Origin of the sequence: Ensifer sp. ENS02 (assembly GCF_014851885.1) — a bacterium.
Lineage (GTDB): Bacteria > Pseudomonadota > Alphaproteobacteria > Rhizobiales > Rhizobiaceae > Ensifer > Ensifer adhaerens.
Window position 1 is genome coordinate 39,490 of record NZ_JACVAO010000003.1, and the last position, 12,633, is coordinate 52,122.

The window sequence follows — 12,633 nt, forward strand, 5'->3', positions numbered from 1 at the left end:
ATTGATGCGAGGCCCGGCATGGCGGATCGGAAATGTGTTGCGCTGATCGCGCATGATCAGAAGAAGGACGATCTTGCGGACTTTGCCAAGGCGCACGAGACGGTTCTGGCTGACTGGCGGATCGTCGCCACCGGCACGACCGGCGGTCGCGTCCTCGACGTCTGCCCAAGCCTCGATATCACCCGGCTGAAAAGCGGCCCCCTCGGCGGCGACCAGCAGATCGGCGCGATGATCGCCACCGGCGAAGTGCAACTGTTGATCTTCTTCGTCGATCCGCTGACCGCCATGCCGCACGATGTCGACGTCAAGGCGCTGATGCGCCTCGCCATCGTCTACGACATTCCGATGGCGCTCAATCGTGCAACGGCCGAGCAGTTGATCGACCTGAACCCCAGATGATGCGGGCTCCCGGCGGGCGGATTCTACTGAGATCCTCCCGCACTTTTCCTCATCCCGTTCTGTCTGATAGACAGTTCAGCAACCCAAGATGACGATCAGGATGGATCTTGCGATGTCCGGCACCAGTGAACACAGCTTTCCTTTTCCGATCCTGATCGGCGACATCGGCGGCACCAATGCGCGCTTCGCCCTGCTCATCGACGCTTTTGCCGACCCGAAGCAGCTGCCGCCGATCAAGACCGGTGATTTCGAGACGATCGAGGAGGCGCTGCAGAAGAGCATTCTCGACAAGACCTCGGTGCAGCCGCGCTCGGCGATCCTGGCGGTCGCTGGTCCGATTCGGGGCGACGAAATTCCGTTAACCAACGCCGGCTGGGTGATCCGGCCGAAGGACATGCTTTCGAGCCTCGGCCTCGAAGACGTGCTCATCATCAACGACTTCGAGGCGCAGGCGCTTGCCGTCGCCGCTCCGGCGGATGAGGATCTGGTGCAGATCGGCGGCGGCAGCATTCGGCCGATGACCTCCCGCGTCGTGCTGGGTCCGGGAACGGGCCTTGGCGTCGGCGGTCTGGTCTTTGCCCAGCACACCTGGTTCCCGGTGCCGGGCGAAGGCGGACATGTCGATATCGGTCCGCGCACTGAACGCGACTTCCAGATCTGGCCCTTTCTCGAGCCGATCGAAGGCCGCATGGCCGGCGAGCAGATCCTCTGCGGCCGCGGCATCATGAACCTTTACCGCGCGGTCTGCGCCGCCGATGGCGTTGACCCGGTTCTGACGGACCCCGCGGAAGTAACGACGCACGCACTGGCCGACAGCGACAGGGCGGCGATCGAGACCATCTCGCTGTTCTCGACCTATCTCGGGCGGGTCGCCGGCGACATGGCGCTGATCTTCATGGCGCGTGGCGGCGTTTTTCTGGCGGGCGGCATCTCGCAGAAGATCCTGCCGGCGCTCTTGAAGTCGCCCTTCCGTGCTGCCTTCGAGGACAAGGCGCCGCACTCGGCGCTGATGCGGACGATCCCCACCTTTGCCGTCATTCACCCGATGGCGGCGCTCTCGGGATTGGCGGCCTTTGCCCGCACACCGAGGGATTTCGGTGTGGCAACGGAAGGACGCCGCTGGAGAAGCTGAGCCCGCTGCGCGCGCAAAGACTCGCCAAAGCGATATCAAACCACTATAGAGCGCCGGGAAAGATCGGGCCGGATGCCGGCTCTCCAGATTGGTTCCAGGGAAGACGGGCTTTTTGAGCGCCAGCAAGAAAAAACAGCACGCGGTCGACTCCGATACGATCAGCGGAATCCTCAAGCGGGTGATTGCCGAAAACGGTCGTGACCACATTCGCGGCTATGTTTTCGCCATCAGTTGCCTGGCCGTGGTCGCCGCGACGACCGGCTTTACCGCCTCGATCATGGAAACCGTGATCAACGAGGCCTTCGCCAACAAGCGGGCGGACATCGTTCTGCTCGTCTGCGGCGCAATCCTTGCCGCCTTCGTGCTGCGCGGCTTTGCGACCTATGGCCAGGCCGTCGCGCTTTCGAAGATCGGCAACAACATCGTCGCGCGCTACCAGCGCCGCCTTTATGCCCATCTGATGGCGCTCAGCGTCGGCTATTTCAACGAGACCCGCTCGGCGCAGCTCGCAGCCCAGATCAGCCAGAATGTCAGCGGCATTCGCGACGTGCTCAATCTGACCGTTACCTCGATCGCGCGCGACCTGCTGACGCTGATCGGCCTGGTCGGCGTCATGTTCGCCAAGGACTGGCTGCTGTCGATCATCGTCTTTGTCGCAGCGCCTCCTCTGCTCCTGGGCCTGCGCTATGTGTCCAAGCGCTTGCGCTCGGCCACGCGCGAGGCGATCGAGGTCAACAGCCGTGTTCTCGGCGCGATGCAGGAGACCATTCAGGGCATCACCATCGTCAAGGCCTTCACCATGGAGGGCGAGCTGCGCGGCAAAGTCGAGACGATCATCGACCGGGCCGAAAACCGCGCCAACCGCATTGCGCGGCTGAGCGAGCGCACCGCGCCGATGACCGAAACCTTCGCGGGTCTGGCGATTTCGGCCGTGCTTGCCTATTCGGCCTTCCGCGCCATCTACGCCGACGTGCCGCCCGGTGCATTCTTCGCCTTCGTCGTGGCCCTGCTCATGGCCTATGATCCGGCCCGCCGCCTGGCGCGCCTTCAGGTCTCGCTCGAACGCGCCGCCGTCAACGCCCGTATGGTCTACGAGATCCTCGACACCGTGCCGCACCAGCGCGACAAGGCCGATGCCAAGGAACTGGCGTTTACGAATGCCGCTGTCGAACTGCGTGACGTGCGCTTCCGCTATCCCAATGGCGACGAGGTGCTGAAGGGCGTCAGCTTCGTGGCCGAGGGCGGCAAGACGACCGCGCTGGTCGGCCCCTCGGGTGCCGGCAAGTCCACGGTCATCAGCCTCATTCCACGGTTCTACGATCCGGCATCCGGCCAGATCCTTATCGACGGGCAGGACATCGCCGACGTCACCAAGCAGTCGCTGCGCCAGGGCATCGCCTATGTGTCGCAGCAGCCCTATCTCTTCGAAGGCTCGATCCGCGACAACATCCGCTACGGCCGCATCGACGCAACGGATGCCGAGGTGGAGGACGCCGCACGGCTTGCCTACGCCCATGAGTTCATCTTGGCGCAGCCGCAGGGCTACGATACGCCGGTCGGCGAGAACGGCATGACGCTGTCGGGCGGTCAGCGCCAGCGTCTGTCGATCGCACGTGCGCTTGTGCGCAACGCCCCGATCCTTCTGCTCGACGAGGCTACCTCCGCACTGGATACCGAATCGGAAGCCGCCGTGCAGAAGGCGCTCGACCACGCGATGGATGGCCGGACGGTGATCGTGATCGCGCATAGACTTTCGACCGTCGTCAACGCCGACAAGATCATCGTCATGAAGGATGGCTCCGTCGTCGAGGAAGGCACCCATGTCGATCTTGCACGGCGGCCGGACGGTCTCTACGCTCGCCTCCACAATCTCCAGGGCCAGTCTTCGGAAGAGCAGTCGCCTGAAGGCGAGGCGCCCGAAGCGCCGGCCGACGCCGAAATTCACTAGCGGACAAGAAGGAAATCACCGATGGGCGCAAACGATATGAAGCTCGTGGTGGTGGGTGCGGCCGGCCGTATGGGTCAGACGCTGATCAGGACGGTTCACGCGATGGATGGCGTTCGCCTGCATGCGGCCATCGAGCGCCCGGGTTCCCCCTTCATTGGCCGCGATGCGGGCGAGCTCTCCGGCCTCGGCCCGATCGGCGTGCCGGTGACCGACCAGCCGCTCGAAGCCTTCGTCGAAGCAGAAGGCGTCCTTGATTTCACGGCGCCGGCTGGCACCGTCGAGTTTGCCGGGCTCGCCGCCCAGGCCCGCATCGTCCATGTGATCGGCACCACCGGCTGCTCGTCCGACGACGAGGCGAAGATCCGCGCTGCCGCCCGCCACGCCCGTATCGTCAAGTCGGGCAATATGAGCCTCGGCGTCAACCTGCTCGGTGTGTTGACGGAGAAGGCGGCGCGGGCGCTGGGTTCGGCCGACTGGGACATCGAAATCCTCGAAATGCACCACAAGCACAAGGTAGATGCGCCCTCGGGCACGGCCCTGCTTCTCGGCGCGGCGGCGGCGAAGGGGCGCGATATCGCCCTTGCCGACCACTCCGTGCGCGTGCGTGACGGTCATACGGGTCCGCGTCCGGCTGGCACGATCGGTTTTGCGACGCTGCGCGGCGGCTCGGTCATCGGCGACCACTCGGTCATTCTTGCCGGCGAAGGCGAGCAGGTGACGCTCTCGCACAGCGCCACGGACCGTTCGATCTTCGCGCGCGGCGCCGTCACCGCTGCACTCTGGGCCCGCGGCCAGAAACCCGGCTTCTATTCGATGCTCGACGTTCTCGGGCTCAACTGACCTTTCCACTCTCAAGTCTCAAGGGGAATTCGACATGAGCGGTACTCTCGTCCTCGTCCGGCATGGCCAGAGCGACTGGAACCTGAAGAACCTGTTCACCGGCTGGCGTGATCCGGACCTGACGGAACTCGGCGTCGAGGAAGCCAAGGCCGGCGGCAAGGCGCTTGCCGACTACGGCATCAAGTTCGACATCGCGTTCACTTCGGATCTCATCCGCGCCCAGCGCACGTGCCAGTTCGTGCTCGACGCCGTCGGCCAGTCCTCGCTCGAAACGATCCGCGACCAGGCGCTGAACGAACGCGACTACGGCGACCTGTCGGGCCTTAACAAGGATGACGCCCGCGAGAAGTGGGGCGAAGAGCAGGTGCATATCTGGCGCCGCTCCTACGACATTCCGCCTCCGGGCGGCGAGAGCCTGCGCGACACCGGCGCACGCGTCTGGCCCTATTACCTGACCGAGATCCTGCCGCGCGTGCTGTCGGGCCAGAAGGTCCTGGTCGCTGCACACGGCAACTCGCTGCGCTCGCTGGTCATGGTGCTCGATCGCCTGAGCAAGGAACAGATCCTGAAGCTCAACCTCGCGACCGGCGTGCCGATGGTCTACAAGCTCAACGCCAATTCGACCGTCGCTTCCAAGGAAGTGCTCGGCGACATGTCCGGCGCCCACTGAGCGCTGACAGACGGAGAATGAAAAAGGGGCGCTGGGCGCCCCTTTTTGCGTCTGTGATGATGCTGGGAAGCCTGTAATCAGATCGTGCCGTCGGCCGCCTTGCCGGCTTCCCAGCCGAGGATGGCGCGTTTGCGCGTCAGGCCCCAGTGATAGCCGGTGAGATCGCCGCTTTTGCCAAGCGCGCGGTGGCACGGAACCACGAACGAGATCGGGTTGCGCCCGACCGCAGCACCCACAGCGCGCGATGCCGTCGGCTGGCCGATGTTGCCGGCGATGTTCGAATAGGTGGTGGCGCAGCCGAGCGGGATCTTGAGCAGCGCCTGCCAGACCCGGATCTGGAAGTCGGAGCCGATGAGGAAGATGCGCAGCGGCTCGTCCTGCCGCCAGCGCGAAGGATCGAAGATGCGCGCGGCGTATTGGGACGTCGCCGCGCTGTCCTCGATGTAGCGGGCGTTCGGCCAGCGTTGCGCCATGTCCTCGAAGCTTGCCTGCTCGCCGCCGGCATCGTTGAAGGCAAGGCCGGCGAGGCCGCGCTCGGTGATCATCACCAGCGCCGTGCCGAAGAGCGAGGGGTGATAGCCGAAGCGGATTGTCAGCCCTTCGCCGCGCGCCTTCCATTCGCCCGGCGACATCGCCTCGTGGGTGACGAACAGGTCGTGCAGCCGGCTCGGTCCTGACAGGCCCACTTCGATGCTGGTTTCCAGCAGCGGCATGTCTTCCTGGCGCAGCAGGCGCTTGGCGTGGTCGAGCGTGACGGCCTGCAGGAAGGCCTTCGGCGAAAGCCCGGCCCAGCGGGTGAAGACCTTTTGGAGCTGCGTCGGCGACTGCTTCAGGCGCTGTGCCACGGATTCGAGCGACGGCTGGTCGCGATAGTCCTCGGTGAGCATTTCGATCACGCGGCTGACCGTATCATAGTCGGTGCCTTTCGGCGTGATGTCGGTGGGTACGGATGTCGCAATGTTCATGGCTCTTCTCCTGTCTTGCCACAGGTAACCATTTGCTGGCCCCGTCAACCACCCGAAACTTGAAAACACGCGATCGCCGGGTGCCGCGATTACCAGCGCCAGGCGTCAGCGGCGGCGCACGGTCGCAAGCGCCCCCGAGAGCGCCAGCGCAAAGGTCTCGCGGTCGTCGCGGTTGAGGAACGAGCCGATATCGGTTCGGCGGCCACCGCCGCTGATCGTCATCGAGACGATGCCGATCTCCTGATGCCGGGCGACATTCAAGCGCGCCCAGAACGGATTGAAACGATGCTCGCTGATCTGGCCCGAGGGCGTGAACTTGCGCACCGAAACGTCCGTCCTGCTAACGCGGACCTCTTCGCGGCTGAGCCCCGAGCGATTGTTCAGCCAGAAGGCGCCGAACAGCAGCAGGTAGTCGAGCCCGAAAAAGAACACCACCGGCCAGGCGCCGATGATGAGGAAGACGAGGCCGTGAACGAGGCTCAGGAGCCCGGCGATCAGGAAGAACATTTTGAAGCCGCGGCGCCCGAGCGAGCGATAGGGCGTGAGCTCGGCGGTGAAGACCGGAGCGTCCTCAGATGGGGTGGTGGCGTTGCCATGGATCATGACCTTTGACTATAGATGCATCATGAAAAACGTGAAGCCAAAATTGCCCGTGGGTGTTGCAAAACCGAAGGCGAGCCGCCGCGCCACGCCGCGGGTGAAGAGCCTCTATAGCCAGGACGAGCTCAAGGAGATCTTCCGTCGCTTCTCGATCCAGCGGCCGGAGCCGAAGGGCGAGCTCGAGCACGTCAATCCCTTCACGCTGGTCGTCGCCGTGGCGCTCTCGGCGCAGGCGACCGATGCCGGCGTCAACAAGGCGACGCGTGCGCTCTTTGCCATCGCCGATACGCCGGAAAAGATGCTGGCGCTCGGCGAAGAAAAAGTCCGGGACTACATCAAGACCATCGGCCTCTATCGCAACAAGGCGAAGAACGTCATCGCGCTGAGCGAAAAGCTGATCCGCGACTTCGGCGGCGAGGTGCCGCGCACACGCGAAGAGCTGGTGACTCTGCCGGGCGTCGGGCGCAAGACCGCCAATGTCGTGCTCTCCATGGCCTTCGGCCAGTCGACGATCGCCGTCGACACCCACATCCTGCGCATCGCCAACAGGATCTGTCTGGCGCCGGGCAAGACCCCGGACGAGGTGGAAGACAAGCTGATAAAGATCATCCCCGACGAGTATCTCTACCACGCCCATCACTGGCTGATCTTGCACGGGCGCTACTGCTGCAAGGCGCGCAAGCCTGAGTGCGAGCGCTGCGTCATCGCCGATATCTGCAAGTCGCCGGAAAAGACCTGCGACATCCCGGCGTCGCTCGTCGAATTGCCGCCGCAGATGATCTCCGCCGCAAGCTGACGCCTGCCGTAAACGCTGATCCTTACGGCGACACCATCCGGTCGATCAGCGTGCCGATCGTTTCCGCATAGACCTCGCTCGACGCGCCATCGGCTATGTCGAGCGCCGCGCGATCGAAAGCAGCTGAAAGCAGCGAAGCCATGGCCGACAACCTTTCGGCAGAAACGGTGGCCGGAGCCATTGCCTCGGCAATCCCTTCCTCGAGCGTTCTCTGCGCGTTGGCCGCGTCGATCGCCATCATCTCCAGCTTACCGAGGACGGCAGGTCCATCAAGCAAGAGCAGGCGGATACGCCCCGGCTCGCGCATGGCGTCGAAATAGGCGCGGGCGCCGACCTTCAGTGCCTGGCGGGCCGAAAGGTCGCCTGACGTCGCCTGCTCGATCGACGTCGCCACAGCAATTGCTTCCCGTTCCGCCACCGCGCGAAACAACGCCTTCTTGTCTTCGAAGTGGTGATAGAGCGCGCCGCGGGTCAGGCCGGCGGCCGCGACGATGTCCGGCGTCGAGGTGTCGGCGTAGCCCCTGGTGACGAAGAGGCCGCGGGCGGCATCGAGGATCGCGGCGCGCGTCGTGTCGGAGCGCTCGCGATTGGAGCGTCGGGAGATTTCCTGTTGCATACATGCAGCCTGTATGTTAATTGAAGAAACATACAGATTGTATGATATTGCCGGAGCGAGGAAAAGCCATGAAATCGACGAGCTATTACCCGGTCATCATGACGGCCGACGTTGCCGCCACCGCCGCCTTCTATGTCGATCACTTCCGTTTCCAGGCGCTCTTCACCAGCGACTGGTATGTGCATCTTCAATCGGTCGAGGACGAGCATGTGACGTTGGCCGTGCTCGATTACCGCCACGAGACGATCCCCGAGGAGGCGCGTGCGCCGACGCGCGGTCTGCTTTTGAACTTCGAGGTCGATAATCCGGATGCGATCTATGCGCAGGCGCTTGCTGCCGGCCTGCCGATCCTCAAAACCTTGCGCGACGAGGATTTCGGCCAGCGCCATTTCATCACTGCCGACCCGAATGGCGTGCTGATCGATATCATCAAGCCCATTCCGCCGAGCGCCGAATTCGCCGCCGCCTATGAGGAAAGCGCGCTTCCTACGGCGTGAAGCCGCCTGCACGCGTCTTTTGTCTTCCAAATGGCCGGAAAACCGGTATTAACGAACACCGGCCATCACGGAGACCGGACGAGGTTCATGACAAAATACGACGTGCTGACGATCGGCAACGCCATCGTTGATATCATCGCGCGCTGCGACGATGCTTTTCTCAATGAAAACGGCATCATAAAGGGCGCCATGAACCTCATCGATGCCGAGCGAGCCGAGTTGCTGTACTCGCGCATGGGCCCGGCGGTCGAAGCCTCCGGCGGCAGCGCCGGCAATACGGCTGCGGGCGTTGCCAGCCTCGGCGGCCGCGCTGCCTATTTCGGCAAGACCGCAAGCGACCAGCTCGGCGAGATCTTCGCCCACGACATCCGTGCCCAGGGCGTCTATTTCCAGACGAAGCCGCTCGAAACCGTGCCGCCGACGGCGCGCTCGATGATCTTCGTCACCGAGGATGGCGAACGGTCGATGAATACCTATCTCGGCGCCTGCGTCGAGCTTGGCCCCGAGGACGTCGAAGCCGACGTCGTCGCTGAGGCCAAGGTCACCTATTTCGAAGGTTATCTCTGGGATCCGCCGCGCGCCAAGGATGCTATCCGCGAAACCGCACGGATCGCCCATGCGAATGGCCGCGAGACCGCGATCACGCTGTCGGACAGCTTCTGCGTTCACCGCTATCGCGACGAGTTCCTGGAACTCATGCGCTCCGGCACGGTCGACATCGTCTTTGCCAACAAGCAGGAGGCGCTGGCGCTCTACGAGACCGAGGATTTCGATCTGGCGCTGGAGAAGCTCTCGAAGGATTGCAAGCTTGCGGCGGTAACGCTCAGCGAAGAGGGTTCGGTTGTCGTGCGCGGCGACGAACGCGTTCGGGTCACCGCAACGCCGATCGCCCAGGTTGTCGATACGACCGGCGCCGGCGACCTCTATGCCGCCGGCTTCCTTCACGGCTACACGAGCGGGCGCTCGCTCGAAGACTGCAGCAAGCTCGGCAATCTCGCGGCCGGCATCGTCATCGGCCAGATCGGGCCGCGGCCGATGGTCTCGCTGGAAACGGCCGCCAAACAGGCTGGTCTCGCCTGATCCGACCGAATTGATTTTTGGTTAAAGACGGGCGCGGCCTTACTTGAAGGCCTCGCCCGGATAGGCGCCCCAGATTTCGCCTTGGGCGATCCAGCCTTCGACGCCTTGCGCTTCGGCATGGCACCAGTCGCCATTGCACTCGCCGACTTTCACGATGACACCGGGCTCCATGCGGGCGACGATCGGGGAATTGCCCTGCGCGTCGCGGCGCATGTTGACGAAGACGCCTTCGCCCTTGCCGCGCATCCAGGGGGCTGCAACGGCTGTGCGGTCGCCGGAAAGCAGCGCCTGGTTCACCCAGCCTTCGGTGCCGTCGGCGTCGCGGATGCGGCGCCAGTTGTCGTATTCCTGAATGATCTCGACCGGCACGCCCGGCTTCATGTAGCGGAAGGCGACTGCGTAATCGACGCTCGGGCCGATCCGCAGATTGACGCTCTTGGACTTCAGGCTGACGAAGCGCGGCAGCGGCAGCCCGCTGGCGCCCTTGGCGGCCTGAGCGTAAGCCGCTGACGTCATGATCGCGGCGCCAAGGCAGGCGGCGATCAACGAGAGCGAGAATCTGGAAATGACGTGACGCATGACGAAGCCCATTTTCCGTGGCACTAGCTTTTGCAGGCGCAGTTCACTTGAGGCCCGTGGGTCGGGCGGAAATCGCGGGGACGACGACGCGAGTTTTGTTTGTCTTCCCGGTGGGGTCTGGTAGAAATTGCGGCTACAGGGAGAAAGTATCGCCCAACTTGGTTAAGGACCCGTCAACAAGGCCCGTCGCAGCAATGACAAGCAAGAAGAAGCCCACGGTCTACATCACCCGCAAATTGCCTGACATCGTCGAGACGCGCATGCGCGAGCTCTTCGATGCGGAGCTGAACATCGACGACACGCCGCGCAGCCAGCCGGAACTCGTTGCCGCGGTGAAACGCGCCGACGTGCTGGTGCCGACGGTGACCGATCGCATCGATGCGGCGCTGATCGAGCAGGCCGGCCCGCAGCTGAAGCTGATCGCAAGCTTTTCCAACGGCGTCGACAACATCGATGTCGATGCTGCGGCCCGCAAGGGTATCACCGTGACCAACACGCCGAACGTGTTGACCGAAGACACCGCGGACATGGCGATGGCGCTGATCCTCGCCGTGCCGCGCCGGCTTGCCGAAGGTGCGCAGATCCTGACCGATCGCAAGGGTGAATGGGCTGGCTGGTCGCCGACCTGGATGCTCGGCCGGCGCATTGCCGGCAAGCGCATCGGCATCGTCGGCATGGGCCGGATCGGCACCGCTGTCGCCCGCCGCGCCAAGGCCTTCGGCCTTTCGATCCACTACCACAACCGCCACCGGGTGAAGGCGGAAACCGAAGAGATGCTGGAGGCGACCTATTGGGACAGCCTCGACCAGATGCTTGCCCGCGTCGATATCGTCTCGGTCAACTGCCCGTCGACGCCGGCGACCTACCACCTGCTCTCGGCACGGCGATTGGCGCTGATGCGACCGGACAGCTACATCGTCAACACCGCCCGCGGCGGCATCATCGACGAGACGGCGCTGATCAAGTCGCTGCGCGAAGGCAAGATCGCTGGCGCCGGCCTCGACGTCTTCGAGAACGAGCCGGCCGTCAATCCGAAGCTGATCAAGCTTGCCGGTGAGGGCAAGGTCGTGCTTCTGCCGCATATGAGCTCGGCGACGCTTGAGGGCCGCATCGACATGGGCGAGAAGGTGGTGATTAACATCCGCACCTTCTTCGATGGCCACCGACCACCGGACCGCGTGCTTCCGGGCCGCGACTGAACGCGAAACGCCGTGCGGCCGTCCATTCGGTTCGCTCAAGCCCGGAAGCTAAAGTGTCTTGCGCATCTCGATCGCCGTCGGCCGGGTAAAACCGGGATGGCACATCGTGCCGCTCTGGACGAAGCCCCAGGCGGCAAAGGCGCGGTGATTGTCGATGAGTTCGATGCGGGTGAGGAGCCTCAGCGCCGGCAGCTTCAGCGCACGCGCCGTCGCCTCCGCTTCGGCGAGCAGCAGCCGACCGATACCCTTTCCTTGCGTCTCAGGCGCGACGGCAAGCTTGCCGATATAGAGACAATCGTCCTCCGGCTTGCAGAAGATGCAGCCGACGAGCCTTTCGCCGTCGCGGACGCCGAAGGCAATCTCGTCAACGATCTTCTGCCGGAGCAACTCGATGTTCAATGCATGCGCCGACGACGGCGGGTCGATCCGCCCGTCCATGTAGGAGAAGGCGCCAAGGATCAGCGCCAGCAGTTCCTCGTAGCGGTCGAATGCTTCGTCGATGCGAAAGATCTGCACCATGGTCGGCCTATGCTCTGCGGCGATAGCGGATGGTGTTGAACTGTGCCGTCAGTGCGTCATACATCAGCAGCCGTCCGACCAGCGGTTCGCCGAAGCCGGCGATCACCTTGATTGCCTCCATCGCCTGCAAGGTGCCGATGACGCCAGTCAGCGCGCCGACGATGCCGGCCTCCGCGCAGGAGGGCACGACACCGGCCGGCGGCGGCTCGGGAAAGAGATCGCGATAGGATGGGTTCGGCCGTCCATCGGCGCCGGCGCTGTAGGGCATCAGCACTGTCAGCGATCCGTCGAAGCGGCCGACGGCGCCGGTCACCAGCGGAATGCCGACCGCTGCCGCCGTATCGGCGGCGAGATAGCGCGTATCGAAATTGTCCGAGCCGTCGATCACCAGGTCATATTGCCGGAAAAGCGCCTCGGCATTGTCGGGGTTGAGCCTGAGCCTGTGTTCGTCGACGCCGACATGCGGGTTGAGGGCGGTGATCGCCTCGGCGGCCCGCTCGACCTTGGCGCGGTCGATGTCTTCAGTGCGGTGTATGATCTGCCGCTGCAGGTTGGAAAGCGCGACCGCATCGTCGTCGACGATGCCGATCCGGCCGATGCCGGCGGCGGCAAGATAGACGAGCACTGGAGCGCCGAGCCCGCCGGCCCCGATCACCAGCACACGGGCCGCCTTCAGCCTTTGTTGCCCGGCACCCCCGATCTCCGGCAGCACGATATGGCGGGCGTAGCGGGTGATCTCCGATTGGTCGAGCTTGTCCTCACCGGTCATGGCAAAATCCTCCTCGGTGACCTC

Annotated in this window: 15 protein-coding genes; 9 read left to right on the forward strand and 6 right to left on the reverse strand. The window is 64.0% G+C overall.

The genetic code is table 11. The features are described from left to right. Positions 1–18 precede the first annotated feature (18 nt). The 5 genes from IB262_RS07415 to IB262_RS07435 all read left to right on the forward strand — a co-directional run bounded on the left by IB262_RS07415 (position 19) and on the right by IB262_RS07435 (position 4,989). Positions 19–399 carry a methylglyoxal synthase gene (locus IB262_RS07415; protein ID WP_034805003.1) on the forward strand — a complete coding sequence of 127 codons (381 nt, stop codon included), beginning with the start codon at positions 19–21 and terminating at the stop codon, positions 397–399. A gap of 112 nt (positions 400–511) precedes the next feature. Next, entirely contained in the window at positions 512–1,531 is a 1,020-nt protein-coding gene (locus IB262_RS07420; RefSeq protein ID WP_112977032.1) for a glucokinase, read from the forward strand. Between the two features lie 112 nt (positions 1,532–1,643). Continuing rightward, the gene (locus tag IB262_RS07425; protein ID WP_051659689.1) at positions 1,644–3,479 is read left to right on the forward strand and encodes an ABC transporter ATP-binding protein; all 1,836 of its coding nucleotides are present in this window, start codon (positions 1,644–1,646) and stop codon (positions 3,477–3,479) included. 21 nt (positions 3,480–3,500) lie between these two features. Beyond that, a complete protein-coding gene (gene dapB, locus IB262_RS07430) occupies positions 3,501–4,319 on the forward strand; it encodes a 4-hydroxy-tetrahydrodipicolinate reductase (protein WP_060580530.1) in 819 nt (272 codons plus the stop codon). Positions 4,320–4,353: 34 nt separating this feature from the next. Continuing rightward, positions 4,354–4,989, forward strand: a complete 636-nt coding sequence (locus IB262_RS07435; RefSeq protein ID WP_060519435.1) for a 2,3-bisphosphoglycerate-dependent phosphoglycerate mutase — start codon at positions 4,354–4,356, stop codon at positions 4,987–4,989. 77 nt (positions 4,990–5,066) lie between these two features. Here IB262_RS07435 and IB262_RS07440 read toward each other — a convergent pair whose 3' ends face one another. Then, positions 5,067–5,954, reverse strand: a complete 888-nt coding sequence (locus tag IB262_RS07440) for a bifunctional helix-turn-helix domain-containing protein/methylated-DNA--[protein]-cysteine S-methyltransferase (protein WP_112977006.1) — start codon at positions 5,952–5,954, stop codon at positions 5,067–5,069. Positions 5,955–6,059: 105 nt separating this feature from the next. Next, entirely contained in the window at positions 6,060–6,557 is a 498-nt protein-coding gene (locus IB262_RS07445; protein WP_034804964.1) for a DUF2244 domain-containing protein, read from the reverse strand. A 22-nt stretch (positions 6,558–6,579) separates the two neighbouring features. Between IB262_RS07445 and nth the strand changes: the two genes are divergently transcribed. Further along, positions 6,580–7,350, forward strand: coding sequence for an endonuclease III (gene nth / locus IB262_RS07450; protein ID WP_034805307.1), 771 nt, complete (start codon positions 6,580–6,582; stop codon positions 7,348–7,350). A gap of 22 nt (positions 7,351–7,372) precedes the next feature. Here nth and IB262_RS07455 read toward each other — a convergent pair whose 3' ends face one another. Further along, positions 7,373–7,966: a TetR/AcrR family transcriptional regulator gene (locus IB262_RS07455; protein WP_060609535.1), complete on the reverse strand. Its 594-nt coding sequence runs from the start codon at positions 7,964–7,966 to the stop codon at positions 7,373–7,375. Between the two features lie 68 nt (positions 7,967–8,034). Between IB262_RS07455 and IB262_RS07460 the strand changes: the two genes are divergently transcribed. Next, entirely contained in the window at positions 8,035–8,463 is a 429-nt protein-coding gene (locus IB262_RS07460) for a VOC family protein (RefSeq protein WP_034804958.1), read from the forward strand. Between the two features lie 87 nt (positions 8,464–8,550). Continuing rightward, the gene (locus IB262_RS07465) at positions 8,551–9,543 is read left to right on the forward strand and encodes an adenosine kinase (RefSeq protein ID WP_034804955.1); all 993 of its coding nucleotides are present in this window, start codon (positions 8,551–8,553) and stop codon (positions 9,541–9,543) included. Between the two features lie 39 nt (positions 9,544–9,582). Here IB262_RS07465 and IB262_RS07470 read toward each other — a convergent pair whose 3' ends face one another. Next, the gene (locus IB262_RS07470) at positions 9,583–10,134 is read right to left on the reverse strand and encodes an SH3 domain-containing protein (RefSeq protein ID WP_034804952.1); all 552 of its coding nucleotides are present in this window, start codon (positions 10,132–10,134) and stop codon (positions 9,583–9,585) included. 182 nt (positions 10,135–10,316) lie between these two features. Here IB262_RS07470 and IB262_RS07475 point away from each other — a divergent pair, with 182 nt between their 5' ends. Next, positions 10,317–11,321 carry a D-glycerate dehydrogenase gene (locus IB262_RS07475; protein ID WP_034804939.1) on the forward strand — a complete coding sequence of 335 codons (1,005 nt, stop codon included), beginning with the start codon at positions 10,317–10,319 and terminating at the stop codon, positions 11,319–11,321. A gap of 48 nt (positions 11,322–11,369) precedes the next feature. On the opposite strand, the gene IB262_RS07480 is transcribed toward IB262_RS07475, so the two are convergent. Both IB262_RS07480 and IB262_RS07485 read right to left on the reverse strand, forming a co-directional pair. Next, positions 11,370–11,837, reverse strand: coding sequence for a GNAT family N-acetyltransferase (locus IB262_RS07480; RefSeq protein WP_112977031.1), 468 nt, complete (start codon positions 11,835–11,837; stop codon positions 11,370–11,372). A 10-nt stretch (positions 11,838–11,847) separates the two neighbouring features. Continuing rightward, complete coding sequence (locus tag IB262_RS07485; protein WP_090296137.1) at positions 11,848–12,609, reverse strand: molybdopterin-synthase adenylyltransferase MoeB; 762 nt, start codon at positions 12,607–12,609, stop codon at positions 11,848–11,850. Positions 12,610–12,633 lie beyond the last annotated feature (24 nt).